Annotated in this window: 14 protein-coding genes; 6 read left to right on the forward strand and 8 right to left on the reverse strand. The window is 72.2% G+C overall.

Going from position 1 to position 16,509, the window contains the following annotated elements:
- Nucleotides 1–24: 24 nt before the first annotated feature.
- Nucleotides 25–1,491, reverse strand: a complete 1,467-nt coding sequence (locus tag ACT3T5_RS08120; RefSeq protein ID WP_444594110.1) for a cell division protein PerM — start codon at nucleotides 1,489–1,491, stop codon at nucleotides 25–27.
- Nucleotides 1,492–1,662: 171 nt separating this feature from the next.
- Between ACT3T5_RS08120 and ACT3T5_RS08125 the strand changes: the two genes are divergently transcribed.
- Complete coding sequence (locus ACT3T5_RS08125) at nucleotides 1,663–3,090, forward strand: isochorismate synthase (RefSeq protein WP_444594111.1); 1,428 nt, start codon at nucleotides 1,663–1,665, stop codon at nucleotides 3,088–3,090.
- Between the two features lie 51 nt (nucleotides 3,091–3,141).
- On the opposite strand, the gene ACT3T5_RS08130 is transcribed toward ACT3T5_RS08125, so the two are convergent.
- The 3 genes from ACT3T5_RS08130 to ACT3T5_RS08140 form a co-directional block, all read right to left on the reverse strand.
- Nucleotides 3,142–4,605 (reverse strand): S1C family serine protease, encoded by a 1,464-nt coding sequence (locus ACT3T5_RS08130; protein WP_444594112.1) that lies wholly within the window; start codon nucleotides 4,603–4,605, stop codon nucleotides 3,142–3,144.
- Nucleotides 4,593–6,479, reverse strand: a complete 1,887-nt coding sequence (gene menD, locus ACT3T5_RS08135) for a 2-succinyl-5-enolpyruvyl-6-hydroxy-3-cyclohexene-1-carboxylic-acid synthase (protein WP_444594113.1) — start codon at nucleotides 6,477–6,479, stop codon at nucleotides 4,593–4,595. Before menD ends, ACT3T5_RS08130 begins: the two co-directional genes overlap by 13 nt.
- A gap of 73 nt (nucleotides 6,480–6,552) precedes the next feature.
- A complete protein-coding gene (locus tag ACT3T5_RS08140; protein ID WP_444578024.1) occupies nucleotides 6,553–7,530 on the reverse strand; it encodes an o-succinylbenzoate synthase in 978 nt (325 codons plus the stop codon).
- A 77-nt stretch (nucleotides 7,531–7,607) separates the two neighbouring features.
- Between ACT3T5_RS08140 and ACT3T5_RS08145 the strand changes: the two genes are divergently transcribed.
- The 4 genes from ACT3T5_RS08145 (at nucleotide 7,608) to ACT3T5_RS08160 (ending at nucleotide 11,553) form a co-directional block, all read left to right on the forward strand.
- A complete protein-coding gene (locus tag ACT3T5_RS08145; protein ID WP_444594114.1) occupies nucleotides 7,608–8,186 on the forward strand; it encodes a GNAT family N-acetyltransferase in 579 nt (192 codons plus the stop codon).
- 52 nt (nucleotides 8,187–8,238) lie between these two features.
- Complete coding sequence (locus ACT3T5_RS08150) at nucleotides 8,239–9,234, forward strand: 1,4-dihydroxy-2-naphthoyl-CoA synthase (RefSeq protein ID WP_444578022.1); 996 nt, start codon at nucleotides 8,239–8,241, stop codon at nucleotides 9,232–9,234.
- Nucleotides 9,235–9,237: 3 nt separating this feature from the next.
- A complete protein-coding gene (locus tag ACT3T5_RS08155; protein WP_444594115.1) occupies nucleotides 9,238–10,527 on the forward strand; it encodes an AMP-binding protein in 1,290 nt (429 codons plus the stop codon).
- A 129-nt stretch (nucleotides 10,528–10,656) separates the two neighbouring features.
- A complete protein-coding gene (locus ACT3T5_RS08160; protein WP_444594116.1) occupies nucleotides 10,657–11,553 on the forward strand; it encodes a 1,4-dihydroxy-2-naphthoate polyprenyltransferase in 897 nt (298 codons plus the stop codon).
- Nucleotides 11,554–11,681: 128 nt separating this feature from the next.
- On the opposite strand, the gene ACT3T5_RS08165 is transcribed toward ACT3T5_RS08160, so the two are convergent.
- A complete protein-coding gene (locus tag ACT3T5_RS08165) occupies nucleotides 11,682–12,083 on the reverse strand; it encodes a DUF4229 domain-containing protein (protein WP_444594117.1) in 402 nt (133 codons plus the stop codon).
- A gap of 151 nt (nucleotides 12,084–12,234) precedes the next feature.
- Here ACT3T5_RS08165 and ACT3T5_RS08170 point away from each other — a divergent pair, with 151 nt between their 5' ends.
- Nucleotides 12,235–12,579, forward strand: a complete 345-nt coding sequence (locus ACT3T5_RS08170) for a PLD nuclease N-terminal domain-containing protein (RefSeq protein WP_444578018.1) — start codon at nucleotides 12,235–12,237, stop codon at nucleotides 12,577–12,579.
- 133 nt (nucleotides 12,580–12,712) lie between these two features.
- Here the strand turns inward: ACT3T5_RS08170 and ccsB are convergent, their stop codons facing one another.
- Genes ccsB through ACT3T5_RS08185 form a run of 3 tightly spaced genes read right to left on the reverse strand, consistent with a single transcriptional unit; the run spans nucleotide 12,713 to nucleotide 16,499 of the window.
- A complete protein-coding gene (gene ccsB, locus ACT3T5_RS08175) occupies nucleotides 12,713–13,801 on the reverse strand; it encodes a c-type cytochrome biogenesis protein CcsB (protein ID WP_444578017.1) in 1,089 nt (362 codons plus the stop codon).
- Nucleotides 13,798–15,681: a cytochrome c biogenesis protein ResB gene (resB, locus tag ACT3T5_RS08180; RefSeq protein WP_444594118.1), complete on the reverse strand. Its 1,884-nt coding sequence runs from the start codon at nucleotides 15,679–15,681 to the stop codon at nucleotides 13,798–13,800. The genes ccsB and resB overlap by 4 nt, the downstream gene beginning before the upstream one ends.
- Nucleotides 15,681–16,499: a cytochrome c biogenesis CcdA family protein gene (locus tag ACT3T5_RS08185; RefSeq protein ID WP_444578015.1), complete on the reverse strand. Its 819-nt coding sequence runs from the start codon at nucleotides 16,497–16,499 to the stop codon at nucleotides 15,681–15,683. The genes resB and ACT3T5_RS08185 overlap by 1 nt, the downstream gene beginning before the upstream one ends.
- Between the last annotated feature and the right edge of the window lie 10 nt (nucleotides 16,500–16,509).

Below are 16,509 nucleotides of genomic sequence, written 5' to 3' on the forward strand. Positions count from 1 at the left end.
GCTGTCAGAGCTGCCTGCCCCGTCCTACCTGTCTGTCCCGTCGGAGCCGCGTGGCTCGGCGTCGACAGCGCCATCGACATCGACGTCGACATCGGCGTCGGCGTCGGCGTCGGCATCGTGATCGTCGCCATCGTCGTCGGACCCCGGCGCGCCTCCCGTGCCGGACCGGCCCGAGATCCCGGACCCTTCTGATCTCTCCGAGCTCTCCGAGATCCCCGACTTCTCCGAGTTCTCTGCGCTCTCGACCTTCGCCCGCAGTGCAGCGATCTGTCCGCGCACCCAGGGCACCGCCGGAGTGGCGAGCACCATGATCACCAGGCCGGTGCTGACCACGACCATCCCCAGCAGCGGGAGGATGAGGGATCCCATCTGCGGGCCGAGGTGCACCAGTCGCCCCTCCCCGATGCCTCCGGTCGCCAGTCCTGCGAGCAGCAGCACGCCCACCGTCACCGCCACGGGATAGGCGATCCCGGCAGTGATGCGGTCGCGCGGCTCGAGGTCCTCGACATCCCGGACCAGGCGCAGCGCGCCGACGACGACCGGCACCGCCGGCACCACCAGGAGCAGCCAGAACCACCCGGAGAAGTCTCCGGGACCGGGGAAGGCGCCCAGCAGCGGGAGCGCGGGCATCACACCCGTCGCGGAGCCGTCGAGCGAGATCGACGCGGACGACCCCACCCCGACCGTGCCGCCGAGGAGGATCACGAGCGCCCAGACCGCGAGCAGCGGCAGCAGCGCCAGCTGGACGAGCGTGAGGACGATCGCGCCGATGATCCCGGGGTCGAGCGCGTCGAACAGGGAGGACTGCTCGCGCACGGAGACGACCATCATCACGACGCTCAGGAGCATCCCCACCCCCAGCAGGCCGATCAGCGCGATGAGCGCAGAGCGGGCCACGTCGCCGAAGGGTGCGGGGAGCAGCTCGAGCACGCGCACTCCGGGGATCGTGGAGGTCGCCTCACGGCGCAGGGACCACAGGATCCCCAGCACCCCGCCGAGAACCGCCACCATCGCCCCGGACACGATCGCCGAGGTCACCACCGGGCTGGTGTCGGCGCTGCGGCCGATCCCGGCGAGCACCGCCAAGCCGACCGCGTAGACCGCTGCGTAGGCGCCGAGCGCACCGCCGGCGTCGCGGAGCGCCCGCACCCGCAGCACGCCGTCGTCCCGGACGAGCTGCAGCGCCCGCCCCACACGACGCATGCCGAGGGTGGAGATGAGCAGCAGCAGCCCCAGCAGACCGAACGGGGTGAGGGTGACGGCACCGTCGATGACCCCGGTGCTCAGCACGATGCCGCCGCCGTGGCCGAGGACCAGGACGTTGAGCGCGATGATGATCGCGTCCAGGGCGGTCGCGGTCGACCGCGTTCCGGCGACCTGGGCGGCCAGCGCGGGCACGACCACCAGAGCGACCGCGGTGCCCAGCGAGATCACCGCGGCGATCGTGCCGCGGACCAGAGGCGTCGCGATGCTGTCGCCGGTGCTGTTCACGAACTGCTCCTTGAGCGGGTCACTGCGGGGAAGCGGGCCCGGAATCCGGCCCGGCGCTCCCACGGATGGGGGCGCCGGTCCATGGTCGCACCTCAGCGGCGTCTGCTCGTGCATCCCGGGAGGGGACGCGGGTCACGGCGCGAGCCGCTCCGGTGTCGCATAATGACACGGATGTCCGACCCGATCCTGCCCCCTGAGACTGCCGAGCCCGCTGAGCCTGCAGTGACTGCTGAGCCCGCTGAGCCTGCCGAGCCCGCAGTGGCTGCCGAGACCCCGAGCTCCGCCGGGACTGCCGCTGCCGTGCCGTCGCTGATCGTGCGCACGCTGCGCCTCGAGGAGACCGTCGACCTGCTGGGCCATATCCCGCTCGACGTGAGCGGTGCCTGGCTGCGCCACGGCCAGGGCATGGTCGCGCTCGGGACCGCCTGGAGCGTGCAGACGTCGGGCCCCCATCGCTTCGCGGCGGCGAGCGCCGCCTTCCAGGCCATCGCCGCGGCCGCCCGGATCGACGACGAGGTGCGCACCCGCACCAGCGGCCTGATCGCATTGGGCAGCTTCTCCTACGCCGACACCTCGCAGCGTGCCTCCCGCCTGATGGTGCCCAGCGCCCTGCTCGGCGTCCATGACGGCGAGTCGTTCCTGACCGTCGTGGGGGTGGACGAGGAGCCGGTGATCCCGTCGTCCTGGCGCGATCTGTTCCCGTCCACGCCCGTCCCGCCCGTCCGGTCGGACGAGCTGGAGGTCGAGGCGGACCACACGCCCGACGAGTACCAGGCCCTGGTCCAGGAGGCCGTGATGGAAATCTGCGCGGGCCGCGCCGAGAAGGTGGTCCTCTCCGAGCGCACCACGGTCACCGCCGAGCACCCCATCGAGCCGGCGGTGCTGCTGGCGAATCTGGCCCGTGACTACCCGAGCACCTGGGTCTACCACCTCGACGACGTGATCGGGGCGAGCCCCGAGATGCTCGCCCAGACCGAGACCGGCCGGGTGTTCTCCCGGGTGCTGGCCGGCACACGACCGGTGGCCGACGACGGCGAGCTGGACGAGGTCGATCGACGCGCCTTCCGCTCCGACGCGAAGGAGCTCTCCGAGCATGCCTTCGCCGTGGAGTCCGTCGTCGAGCGCCTCGGGGGCCTGGCCGAGGACATCGACGTCTCCCGCGAACCCTTCGTGCTGCGCCTGCCGGGACTGGAGCATCTCGCCTCGGATGTGTCCGCACGCCTGCGCCCGGGGACCACGAGCGTGGACGTCGCCTCCCGCCTGCACCCGTCCGCTGCCGTCTCCGGGACACCTCGGGAGGCCGCCGACGAGATCATCGCGCGCCTCGAGCCCCATGACCGCGGCGGGTACGCCTCCCCCGTGGGCTGGATGGACGCCGCCGGGGACGGGCAGTGGGCGATCGCCCTGCGGATGGCGCATCTGAGTGCTGAGAAGGCCGTCACGCTGCAGGCCGGCGGCGGCCTGGTCTCCGCCTCCGATCCCGTCTCCGAGCATGCCGAGGTCCTCGCGAAGTGCCGTCCGATGCTGCGTGCCCTGCGGGGTGCGCCCGCCGCGAGCGAGATCGAGGAGACCCCTCCCGAGCCGACCCTCGGCACCTGACCCCGAGTCGGCGGAGACTGAGGCCGAGGGGACTCGGACGTCGGCTGGCGCTCAGGCGGGCTGGCTGCCCAGGGTGATGTCGATGCTCTGCACCGACTGGTCCCGGACCACGGTGAGCGTGTGGTCGGACCCGACAGGGAGCCCTCGCACCACGCCGGTCAGCGCGGCCGCGCTGCCGACGGGCGTGTCGTCGATCTTCGTGATCAGGTCGCCCTCTCGCAGCCCTGCGGCGGAGGCGGGACTGTCGGGCTCGATGCCGACCACGTCGGCGCCGTGATAGGCGACGTCTCCGACGGACTGTGCCCCGTCCCTGCTGGTCACCCCGAGGAATGAGTGGTCCGCTGTGCCGTCGGCCTGCAGCTGGTCCGCGATGAGGGTCGCGGTGTTCGACGGGATCGCGAAGCCGAGCCCGATGCTGCCGGCCTGTCCCGAGCCGCCCGGGATCCCCGCGATGGAGGAGTTGATCCCGATCACCTGCCCGGCGGCGTCCACGAGCGGACCGCCGGAGTTGCCGGGATTGATCGCGGCGTCGGTCTGGATCGCGGAGGTGTAGGTCGTGTCCGAGCCGGCGGGGTCCTCGCCGGTGGCGGTCACGGGCCGGTCCACCGCCGAGACGATCCCCGTGGTGACCGTGTTCTCGAGTCCCAGCGGCGTGCCCAGCGCCATCACCGGCTGACCCACGGCGATGGAGGACGAGTCGGCGAAGGTGGCCGGCTTCAGATCCTCCGGAGGGGAGTTCAGGCGCAGCACGGCGAGGTCCGTGGTCGGATCGGCACCGATGACCGTCCCTTCATAGCCGAGTCCGTCGCTGGTGGTGACCTGGACGGCCTTCGCGCCGTCGATGACGTGGTTGTTGGTGAGGATCGTGCCCTTGTCGTCGAGGACGACCCCGGTGCCCAGACTCGTCCCGGACCCGGTGTCCACCTGGATCGCGACGGCGCTGGGTGCGACCTGGTCGGCGACCGTCGCCCAGTCGGGATCATCGACGGTGGACACCGATGCGGGATGGGCGGAGGCCTCGGGAGCGGCCTGCGTCGTGCTCGTCGCCGCCGGTGCCGGCGCCAGGAACTGGTCATAGGCGACGACTCCGCCCAGGGTCAGACCGCTGGAGACCAGCATGCCCAGGGCGACCAGGCCCGTGACGCCGCCCCATCCTGGTCCGTGGCCTCGGGCCGCCGTGCCCGCGGCGACCGGAGCCGTCGTGCCCGCGGCGACCGGTGCCGTCGTGCTCGCGGCGGTGCTCGCGGCCGTGCTCGTCGAGGGGCTCTGGCCGTACGGGGACGGGTAGGCGGAGGGGCCGGAGAAGGCCGACGTCGGCGCCGACGACGAGGACGAGGACGTCGGAGATGAGTAGGCCGCAGGCGAGTAGGCCGGGTACTCGTGCGTCGTCCCGTCCGAGGCGCTGCTCGCCCGCGCCTGCGAGGTTTCCTGCTCCCCCGCGGCGCCCCAGGGCCCGGTGGGCTGCTCGGGCCGGCCGTTCTGGGTCGGGTCGTACGCATCGTTCATGTCGTGCATGGGTCCACCTCCGCCTGCTGCTCCAGCGACAGTGCGCTGATCTCCTGGTGAACAATGAACACCCGCAATCCGGAGCCACGCTGTGCGAGAGCTGTGCCCAGCCTGGTGCCGGTGACGGTCCGGGCCTCTGCCCCCAGCGCCCTCGCAGCCGCTTCGAGGTCCGTGCCGTGCGGGGTGGTGAAGAAGCGCCGCAGCAGGTCAGGCGGCGCTTGGGCGTGCTCGAGGCCGGAGAAGATCCGGCCGCCGCCGTCGTCGACGATCACGATGTCGAGATCCGGGACCTGTTCTAGAGGGCCGATGACCAGCCCGGTGAGATCGTGCAGCGCAGTGAGGTCTCCCACCAGGAGACGCACCCGCCCTGCTGTGTGCTCGGGTTCCCGCCCTGCTGCCTGCTCTGCCGACTGTCCCGCTCCCGGGCCCGTCGCCTGGTGGGCGAGGGCGATCCCGCCGGCGAGGGACGTGGTGCCGTCGATCCCGGCGAGCCCTCTGTTCGCGATCACCCGGCCCGCCGTGGGCCCGGCATGCTGTTCGAGGTCCCGCACGAGGCTGGAGGAGCCGAGCACCAGGAGGTCGTCCTCCCCTGTCGCCTCCCAGACGGCGAGCGCGGCCTGCTGCTGCCAGGTAGACGGCAGCCCGGCCACGACCTGGGAGGCTGCCGCGCGCCAGGCGTCCACGTGCTGCCGACGACGCTCGAGCTCCGCCTCGTCGGCGACGTCCTCCCCCCGGGCGGCGGGCAGCACGAGCCGTGCCCGACGGGCCGCATCGGCGAAGTCCAGCTGCGGGTCCACCACGACCACGTCCACGTCCTGTGCTCCCAGCAGGTGCCCGATCACCGGTCGCGAGAGCGTCGGATGCCCCAGCACGATCGCGCGGTCCGGGCGCAGCGGATGCTGGGGATCGGCCATGATCTGCGCGAGGAGGGCCGGATAGCCGGGCACGAGGGAGGGGCCGGAATGCGCCCCGGAGCTCGGCTCGGCGAGCAACGGCAGGGCGTGACGCTCGGCGAGCTCACGGGCCGCCGCTCCCGCCCCGTCCCCCGCGACCACCACGGTGCGCGCGGAGATCGGGACGGGGTGGGGCTGCGGGGGCAGCGGGCGCGACCGCCGGGTGAGCACGATCTGCGGGCGCTCCGCTGCAGATCCTGCCTCCGTGGCCGGCGCGGCCTGCGAGGCCAGCGAGCTCGGCGTGCTCAGCGTGCTCAGCGTGCTCAGCGTGCTCAGCGTGCTCAGCGAGGCCTGCATAGCCTGCCCGTCGGTATCCGGTCGCGGGACGAGCGGGTCCCGGAAGGAGAGGTTCACGTGCACGGGGCCGGGGTGCTCGCCGGTCGCCGCGGCGACGGCCCGAGCGAGGGTGGAGACCGCGGTGCGCAGCTCGGTGGCGGTGGCGGCCTCGGCGGTCGGGGCAGGGAGGTCCGCGTCCAGGCGCACCAGGGAACGGAACATCCCCGCCTGCCGTGTGGTCTGGTTCGCTCCGACGTCCCGTAGCTCGGCCGGACGGTCCGCGGTGAGCACGATCAGCGGGATCCGTGAATGGTGGGCCTCCATCACCGCGGCGTGCAGGTGGGCGGTCGCCGTGCCGGAGGTCGTCACCACCACTGCGGGGTGCTCGGGGTCGAACCGGGACAGACCCAGAGCGGTGAAGGCGGCGGCGCGCTCGTCGATCCGCACGTGCGCCCGGACCGCGCCCTCGAGCTGCGGGCCGGCGAGTGCGTAGACCAGCGGAGCGCTGCGGGAGCCCGGCGCGAGCACCGTATCGGTCACCCCGAGCTCGGCGAGCGCGCGCCAGATCGCGATCGCCTGGTCGACCGCCCCGGACCCTGTCGGAGCGGGGACGGGGATCCCGCGGGCGGGGGCGGCGGTTGCGTTCTCAGGCATGCCGCCAGGGTAGTGCGCTCGACGGGGCCCGGCCCCCGCACCGGTCATGGCGACCCCGGAGTGCCGAGGCAGCTCACAGCGCGTCGAGGCAGGCGGTCAGGCGCTCCTCCCAGCGGGCGGCGAGCGGGGCGGGGGCGGCGTGGCGATCGGTGAGCTGCTCGAGCGGCTCGGGGCGCGCCACCGGCAGCGTGCCGGCTCGGGCATGCAGGGCATCGGGCACGAGGTCCCCGGTGAGCAGTGAGGCCGTCGCCAGTCCGCAGGCGTAGGGCAGGTCCGGGAGCGCGGCGGCGAGCGCGAGGCCGGCGCTGAGGCCCACGCTGGATTCGAGGGCGGAGGACACCACCACGGGCAGGCCGGCCTGGTCGGCGAGCTCCAGGCACCGCTGCACGCCGCCGAGGGGCTGCACCTTCATGACCAGGACGTCGGCCGCGCCGGCCCGGGCCACGCGCAGCGGATCCTCGGCGCGGCGCACGGACTCGTCGGCCGCGATCGGGATGTCGACGGCGCGGCGCAGCGCCGCAAGGTCCTCGATCGAGGCGCAGGGCTGCTCGGCGTACTCGAGGCCGCCGGCGGCGCGGTCCAGGAGCGGCAGGGCCTCCTTCGCCTGGTCGAGGGTCCAGGCGGCATTGGCGTCGATGCGGATCCTGCCGGTCGGGCCCAGCGCGTCTCGCACCGCCTCGATCCGTTCGGTGTCCTCGGCGAGCGAGGAGGTGGGGTCGGCGACCTTGATCTTGGCCGTCCGGGCACCGCCGACGGTCGCGATGCGGTGGGCGAGCACCGCGGGAACCACCGGAATGGTGGCGTTGACCGGAATCTCCTCGCGTCGCGGCGCGGGGCGGTCCGCGGTCGCGTCGGCGAGCGCCGCCCGCAGCCAGGACGCGGACTCCGCGGCGTCGTAGTCCCAGAACGGGGAGAACTCCGCCCATCCGGCGGGGCCGTGCAGGAGCAGGCCGTCACGCTCGGTGATGCCGCGGAAACGTGTGGTCATGGGGATGGCCCACGCGAGCACGCGGTCGATGCCGCGCTCGCGCAGTGCGGAAGGGATGAGCATCCTTCGAGGCTAGCGGGCGCACCGGCCGAGGAGGAATTCGCGCGACGCCTCCGGCGGGCCTCGCTATCGTGACCGTGATGAGCGCCCCACCCCACCGACTCCGCCCCGTCCGGCCGGGCGATGCCCCCGCCGTGCTGGCCGCCTTCGCGTCCTCCCCGGACATGGTGCGCCAGGGCGACGTCACCTCGCTCCCGCAGGCTCAGGAGATGATCGGCTGGCTCGAGGGGCCCTCACGTCGCGGCATCGCGATCGTGCACGACGGAGCGACGGAAGCGGGCAGGGGTGGACCTGGCGGAGGCGAGCTGGTCGGGCTCGTCGGCGTGAGCATCGAGGAGCCACACCGTCTGGGATGGTTCTTCTACTGGCTGCACGCCAGCTTCCGCGGTCAGGGTGTGACCTCGCAGGCCGCGGCGGCCGTGGCGAACCGCGCGCTGCGCCCTGTGGCCGACGGCGGCTGGGGACTGGAGCGGCTCGAGCTCGGCCACCGGGTGAACAATCCGGCGTCCGGGGCCGTGGCCCGCGCCGCCGGCTTCGTGCACGAGGGCACCGAACGCCAGAAGTTCCTCCTCGACGGCGAGCGCCACGACGTGCTCACCTACGGGCGCCTGCGCAGCGACCCGGTGCCGTCGACCTCCGAGCTGCCCTGGAGTCGCTGACCTCACCCCAGGGTGCCTCTCCCCCGGCGCGGCCGGGACTACCCTGAGCATCATGACGTCCGCTCCTGATCCGCTGCCCCACCAGGTCTCCGAGACCTTCGATCCTCGCCGCTGGCGTGAGGTCCCCGCCACCGAGCACGGCGGAGAGCCCTTCTCCGACATCACGTACCACCGTGCCGTCGAGCGCATCGAGTCCCCCGACGGCGAGCGGACCGGCCACGACCTGCCGACGGTCCGCATCGCCTTCGACCGCCCCGAGGTGCGCAACGCCTTCCGCCCGCACACGGTGGACGAGCTGTACCGGGCGCTGGACCATGCCCGCCTCGACACCGGCGTGGGCGTCATCCTGCTCACCGGCAACGGCCCCTCCCCCAAGGACGGCGGCCACTCGTTCTGCTCCGGCGGCGACCAGCGCATCCGGGGCCGCGCCGGCTACGAGTACTCGGAGCAGGAGGACCTCGGCGAGACCACCCAGGTGCGCACCGCCTCCAGCGGCCGCCTGCACATCCTCGAGGTGCAGCGCCTGATCCGCACGATGGGCAAGGTCGTGATCGCCGTGGTGAACGGCTGGGCGGCCGGCGGCGGCCACTCCCTGCACGTCGTCGCGGACCTGTCGATCGCCTCGCGCGAGCACGCGCGGTTCAAGCAGACCGACGCGAACGTCGGCTCCTTCGACGGCGGCTACGGCTCCGCCTATCTCGCCAAGCAGGTGGGACAGAAGCGGGCCCGGGAGATCTTCTTCCTCGCCGAGGAGTACTCCGCCCAGGACGCCTACGACTGGGGCGCCGTGAACCGCGTCGTGGACCATGCGGACCTCGAGACCGAGGCGCTCGCGATGGCCGCGACGATCGCCACCAAGTCCCCGCAGGCGATCCGCATGCTGAAATTCGCCTTCAACCTGGCCGACGACGGGCTCATGGGCCAGCAGGTCTTCGCCGGGGAGGCGACGCGCCTGGCGTACATGACCGACGAGGCCGTCGAGGGGCGCGACGCCTTCCTCGGCAAGCGCGAGCCCGACTGGTCGCAGTACCCGCATCCGCAGGGCTGAGCCGTGAACTCCTCCCTGCCCTGGCTGGTGCCGCCCGCCCACGACTCCTCCGCCGCCTCGCTCGAGGCGCACTCCCGAGCGATCGGCCAGCTCATGGCGGGCACCGGGCGGCTCTGGCTGGGCCCGTTCCCGGCACCGTCGACGCTGCCCGAGGGCTTCGACGACACCGCCTTGGTGGTGCCCACCTCCGGGTCCACGGGCGTGGCGAAGGCGGTCGCGCTGTCCCGCTCGGCCCTGCTCGCCTCCCAGGACGCGACCGCCGCGCTGTTCGCGGCCGACGGGACCGCCCCGGACACCCGCGGCCACGGCTTCTGGCTGCCCCTGCTGCCGCCCACCCACATCGCCGGGGTGCAGGTCCTCGCCCGGGCCCATCGCACCGCCCAGGTGCTGGGGCTGCCCGTGCCGGCCCTCCCGGAGGTGCTGCCCGATCTGCGCGGGCACTTCGACGCCGCGGCGTTCGTGGCGCTCGCCGAGCCCGCGCTCGCGCAGGCCGAGGCCGCAGGGCTGCCGGTGTTCACCTCCCTGGTGCCCACCCAGCTCACCCGCATCATCACCGGGGCCACCGGTGCCGACGCCCGCGCCCGCGGGGTGCTCCGGCGCTTCGCCGCCGTGCTCGTGGGCGGCGCCGCGACCCGTCCCGAGGTGCTCGCGAAGGCCCGCGCCCAGCGCATCGCGGTGCGCACCACCTACGGCTCCTCCGAGACCGCCGGCGGCTGCGTCTACGACCGAGCGGCGCTGCCCGGGGTGCAGCTGCGACTCGAGGCTCCCGACGCCGCCGGAGCCGGTCGTCTGGTGATCACGTCACCGACCCTCGCCCTGGGCTACCTCACGGCCGATGGCGGCACCGACACGACCCCCTTCGCCCCGGCCGCCGCTCCGGGCGCGGCACCGCGCTCCTTCGTCACCTCCGACCTCGCCGAGCTGGGCGAGGACGGTGCGCTGAGCGTGCTGGGCCGTGCCGACGACGTCATCAACACCGGCGGCCGCAAGGTGCTCCCGCAGGATGTCGAACGGGCCATCGACCGCTCCCTCATGCTGCAGGGCCTGGTCCGTACGAGCGTGGTGGTGGGGGTCCAGGACCCCGACTGGGGTCAGCGCGTCGAAGCCCTGGTCACGCTCGAGCAGGGCACCGATCCGACCGAGGCAGCGGCCCTGGTCCGCTCGGCGCTGCGCACCAGCGAGGTCCCCGCGCACATGATCCCCAAGCTGGTCCATGTGGTCCGCGAGCTCCCGATGCTGGGGATCGGCAAGGTGGACCGGGCCGCCGCCCGCCGCCTCGCCGCCGAGGGCTGAGCCTCCACTCCGGTCCACGGTGTGCGGTCCGCCACGGGGCGGGAACGCCCCTGCACCGAAACGCCCCCGGACCACGGCGTATCCTCGACGGGGCCGTGATCCGTCGGCCACGACCCGTCGAGGAGCACCATGGCCAGCCTGTCGCAGTGGGTGCAGGGCGCCCGACCCCGCACCCTGCCCGCAGCTTTCGCCCCGGTCGCCGCCGGCACCGGCGTCGCGATCTGGCAGCTGGCCCAGCAGCCCGGCGGCGTGGACTGGGCGCTGGTCGTCCCTCGAGCACTGCTCGCCCTCGCCGTGGCCCTGTGCCTGCAGATCGGCGTGAACTACGCCAACGACTACTCCGACGGCATCCGCGGCACCGACGACGACCGGGTGGGGCCTTTCCGCCTCACCGGCTCCCGGGCCGCCGCCCCGCAGACCGTCAAGGCCGCCGCGATCGGCGCCCTCGCGGCCGGAGCCCTGTTCGGCGTGGTCCTCATCATCCTCGCCCAGATCTGGCTGACGCTCCTCCTCGGGGCGGCCGCTGTCGCCGCCGCCTGGTTCTACACGGGAGGCAGGAGGCCCTATGGGTATCTGGGCCTCGGCGAGCTGTTCGTGTTCATCTTCTTCGGCCTGGTCGCCGTCAACCTCACCGCCTACGCGATCACGCCCAACCCGAACTGGGTCGCCCTGCTCGCCTCGATCGCGATCGGCCTGCTGGCCGTCGCGATCATGCTGACCAACAACCTGCGCGACATCCCCACCGACACGATCGCCGGCAAGCGCACCCTCGCGGTGCGGCTCGGCGATCGCCGGACCCGTGCCCTGTTCGCGGTGACCCAGCTGGCGCCGTTCGTGCTGATGGTGCCGGTGATGGTCGTGCAGTGGCCGGTGATCGTGGTGCTGCTCGCCCTGCCGCTGGCGATCACCCCGCTGCGCATCGTGCTGCGGGGCGCAGGTGGGCGCGAGCTGATCCCGGTCCTCGGCGCCTCCGGGCGGCTCGAACTGGTGTTCTCGCTGCTGCTGCTCCTCGGCCTGTGCCTGTGAGGCCGCAGGCCCCGGGGATGGTCGTCGCCGGGGCCTGACCGCCCGGATTCCCCGACCGGCACGATCAACGGCCGACGGTCTCAGCGACCGTCAGGATCGGAAACCCTCGGACTCAGCGGCCGCCAGGATCAGCGGCCGTCGGCCGACGTGTTCTCCGGGTCCTCGGCCGGAAGCTCCGGCAGCTCACCGGGACCGGAGTGCGACGCATCCGTCGCACGGGAAGTTCCGGTCACCTCGACGCCATGGGTGCCGTCCGCCGCGGCGGCCTCGGCATCCAGGAACGAATCCTCCGCCTCGGCATCCTCATCGACGTCATCGGGGTGACGCTCCCGGCGCTTGTCGTCGGCGGCCTTCCAGCGCATCGCGGCGGCGTCGCGCACCCGGTTGAGGAAGAGGATCGAGATCAGCATCGCGATCAGCGCGGCGAGCACACCGGCGAGCATCACCCCGATGTCGAACAGGGTGAGCACCCACCAGATCCCGGCCCACAGGACCAGTCGGATGACGGCGAACAAGGCCATTTCTCGCATGCCCCCAGAGTAGTTCGCCCGCCTGTGTGCTCACCCGTTCTTCGGGGTGCGGCTGGTCTCCCCGGCCGTGCATCGCGCCCTCCCCGCCGAACGTCGGGGCGTCGCCCGCTCTCTGCCGCTGGGGTTCAGGTGCGTTCACTACACTTCGAGCATGCTCAAGGGGTTCATCGCCGTTCTCTCCATCGCCCTCACCGTCTTCGCGCTCGCCGATTGTGTGCAGACGGAGGACGACAAGATCCGAGGCATCCCCAAGTGGGCCTGGATCGTGCTGATCGTGCTCCTGCCCTGGGTGGGACCGATCACCTGGCTGGTCGTCGGGAGGGACCGCACCATCGGCCCTGCCCCGAAGCGCCCACAGCGCCATGGACCCTCCGCCCCGGACGAGGACCCCGACTTCCTGCGCAAGCTCGACGAGGACATCCGCCGGGAGCGCCGGGAGCGCGGCCAGAACGACTCGGGCGACGAGCCGGCCGGCCCCGATACGCCGCGCAGCTGACCCTGCCTCCCTGACCCTGCATCCCTGACTTCGTACGACGCACGACGCACACGGCCCCGCGTGGACTCTCGTCCGCCCGGGGCCGTGTGCTATTGGTGCTCTGTGCTGTCGGTGCTGCGTGCTGTGGCGCTGCTCAGAGCCCCGAGTACGAGTGCAGGCCGTTGATGATGGTGTTGACGATCGTGTAGTTGAAGACCACGGCCAGGAAGCCCACCAGCGCGAGGCCGGCTGCGCGGCTGCCGCGGAATCCACCGGTGGCGCGCGCGTGGAGGTAGGCCGCATAGACCACCCAGATGATGAAGGTCCAGACCTCCTTGGGGTCCCATCCCCAGTAGCGGCCCCAGGCCTCGCGGCCCCAGATCGCCCCGAAGATCAGGGTGAACGTCCAGCCGACGAAGGCCACCGAGTGGATCCGGAAGCTCAGCGCCTCCAGCACCGTGGAGCTGGGCAGCCGGTCCAGCACATGGCCGAAACGGCCCCAGTGCTCGGGGAACTGGTCATCGTCGGACACCCGCTCGACCAGCGCCCGTTCGTGGCGGGCCTGGAGGAGCTGCAGGGAGGCGACGACGGCACCGAGGATCGACAGGGCCGTCGACATGATCGCCACGGAGATGTGGATGTAGAGCCAGTGCGAGTTCTGCAGGCTCGGGGTCAGCTCTGAGGCCGGGACGATCCAGAGCGTCTGGGCGAGCAGCAGGACCAGCAGCACCGGGCCGATGACGAAGGTGCCCAGGATCCGCAGCTCGGCACGCTTGATCGAGAAGATCAGGAAAGCCGCCATCACCACGGCCGTGCTCGTGGTCGCGAACTCGTACATGTTCGTCCAGGGCACCCGCTGGGTGGCCGCCGCGCGCGTCGCCACGCCGATGATGTGCAGCACCGTGGCCGCGAAGGCCAGGATGAACGCGAAGGTCTGCGCCGTCATCGAACTCGATGCCGAGGATCCGGCGCCGTGCGTCCCGGTGACCTCGCCGACGCTTGTCGGGGCGCCGCCACCGGCCGTTGCCAGGGAGTCGGTGGGTGCGGACCCGGCCGCGCCGGCGGTCACGGTCTGCTTCGCGTGGACGCCCTCGTGTGCCTCACGGGCGGCCAGGCGCTCGTCGCTCCGCTTCTGCGACGTGGAGGCGAGATCGGCCGAGAACCCGATCAGCGCCAGCACATACAGCACGATCGTTACCACGATGGCGAGATTCGAGATCTCCGCCAGCTGCTGGTCAATCACTGTGCACTTCCTTCATGGTGGTCATCGGTGGTGTCGTCAATCTGATCGACGGGCTGACCGTCGGTCTCGTCGGTCCCATCCTGCGCACCGGAGAGCTTCGAGGCGAGTGCTCTGACGTCATCGGGAAGCGCCGGGTCGTCGCTGCGGGAGAGTCCGGCGACCTCGAGCACGACGGTGCCGTCGGGGCCGGAACGGTCCCCGACCCGCACCCACAGGCGCCGGCGGGGCACGAACAGCGACAGGATGAGGCCTCCCACGGCAGTCAGGGCGCTTACGAGCACCCAGCGCTCGAAGGGGTCATGGGCGACGTCGAAGGCGGCGTAGCGCTTGATGCCGTCGAAGCTGATGGTGGTGCCGTCGGGCAGCTCGAAGATCTGCCCGGGGGCGAGGCTGATCAGCACGGGCGTGCCGTCGTCCCCGGTGACGGGCGTCAGCGTGGAGACATCGACCTCGTAGGCGTTCTGCGGGATGCCGGAGTCGAGGCCGAGATCGCCCTTGTGGACGGTGAGCGCGAGCTGCGGGTCCGCGAGATCGGGGTAGATCGAGTGCGGGCCCTTCTCGTCGATGACGCCGGTGGGGAGGAAGAAGCCGACGACGGCGAGCTGATCGGGCCGCGCATCGGGCGCCTTGATCACGAGCTGGGAGGTGTACCCGACATCGCCCATCGGCACCGTGATGACCGGGCCCTGGGCCACGACGTTGCCCGTCGGGTCCGTCACGGTGACGTCGGGCGCGTAGCCGTTGCCCAACAGGTACATGGAGGTGCCGTCGACATGCAGGGGCTTGTTGACCTGCAGCGTGCGCTTCTCCTGCTTCTTTCCCGGGGTGGTGACGTCCACGTCGGCCTCGAAGGACAGCGGCTGGCCCACCCTGCTCTCATCGGCGCCCTCAAGTACGTACTTCGCCCGGAACTCGTCCAGCGTGAACTGGAAGGGGGTGAGCTCGGAGGTGTCGAACCACGCCCCGGAGTCGAAGGAGTCGTACTGGGTCAGCGAGTTGGAGAACCCCTGCCCCTCGATCACCGTGATCTGGCCGCGGTAGCTGGTCAGCTGGCCGCCGGCGACGCAGACCAGAACGCCCACCAGCGCGATGTGGAACAGCAGGTTCCCGCTCTCGCGCAGCAGCCCGCGCTCGGCGCTGACAGATCGCGAGCCCGTCTCCTCGCGGACATCGGTGCGATAGCGCGAGCGGCGCAGGGACTTGCGCGCGGTCTCCAGCAGAGCGTCGGCGTCGGCCCCCGGGAGCTCGACGCGGGTGTAGCCGGTGAAGCGGGTCAGGCGCGACGGTGTGCGCGGGGGCTTAGCGCGCACCTGGCGCAGGTGCACGCCCACCCGCGGGATGATGCAGCCGATCAGGGAGATGAACAGCAGCAGGTAGATGGCCGAGAACCACGGCGAGGAGAACACGTTGAAGAATCCGAGCGTGTCCAGGAACTTCCCCCACCGGCCGTTCTCCTGGAGGAACTGATCGGTCAGGCCCGGGTTCACGCTGCGCTGCGGGTACAGCGACCCGGGGACGGCGGCGATCGCGAGCAGCATCAGCAGGATCAGCGCGGTCTGCATGCTGGTCAGCTGGCGCCACAGGAACAGGAGCATCCCCCGGAAGCCGAGGGCAGGGGCGTTCCGCCCTCGCGATGCGCGCCCGGGGCCGTCCTTGTCGCGCTTGCTGCTCCACGTGTCGACGCCTTCACCCGGCGCGGGGTCCGGTGCGCCTGCAGAGGTCGGTGCGTCCTCGGAGGTCGGTGCGCCCTCGGAGGTCGGTGCGCCCTGGGAGGTCGGTGCGCCCTCGGCGTGCGGCGCGCTGTCGGAGTTCGGTGTCCTGCTCAGGGTCTCGTCCGTCTCATCGGAGGGGTGCGTGGGGTCAGTCTCGTCGTGGGTCATCACACGACCGGTTCGTAGGTGGCGATGAGGCCCTGCAGCTGGCTCATCCACGTCGACCAGACGCCGGTCATGAGCAGCACCCCGATCGCGATGAGCAGGGCGCCCGAGAGCAGCCCGATCGTGCGGCGGTGCGCAGCGAGCTTCTTGGACAGCCCCAGGGCACGGTCGAAGAGGAGGGCGAACAGCACGAACGGGATGCCCAGGCCGAGCGAGTAGGCGAGGGCCAGGATGCCTCCGCGCAGCGCGGCGCCGGAGCCGCCGCCGTCGAGGGACAGGGCCACGATCGCGGCGTAGGTGGGGCCGATGCAGGGCGTCCAGCTGAGCCCGAAGATGAGGCCCATCAGCGGTGCGCCCAGCAGGCCGGCATCGGGGCGCTTGCTGGTCACGGGACGATTGGCGCCCAGGCCCGGGAAGACGCCCATGAAGACGAGCCCCATCAGCAGCACGATCGCGCCGGCCACCCGGTTGATCCAGACGGCGTACTCCTGCAGGAGGTAGCCCATCGCTCCGGCGAAGCCGCCGAGCACCATGAACACCACCGCGAAGCCGGCCACGAACAGCAGGCTGCCCGCGAGCATGCGGCCCATCCCGGGCCGCTTGGCGCTGGCGCGCACGCCCGATCTGGCGCCGACGCCGGCGGTCACGGCGCTCTGGCCGGCCAGCCCGGAGACGTATCCGAGGTAGCCGGGGACCACCGGGAGCACGCACGGGGACAGGAACGCCACGAGGCCGGCGGCGGCGGCGACGGCGACGGCGAGCAGGAGCGACCCGGACAGCGCGGTCGCCTGGAACGCGGCTCCCATGTCGGCGGTGATCATGTCGGCAGCA

This window comes from Brachybacterium sp. AOP3-A1-3 (assembly GCF_052378285.1).
In the GTDB taxonomy this organism is placed as follows: domain Bacteria; phylum Actinomycetota; class Actinomycetes; order Actinomycetales; family Dermabacteraceae; genus Brachybacterium.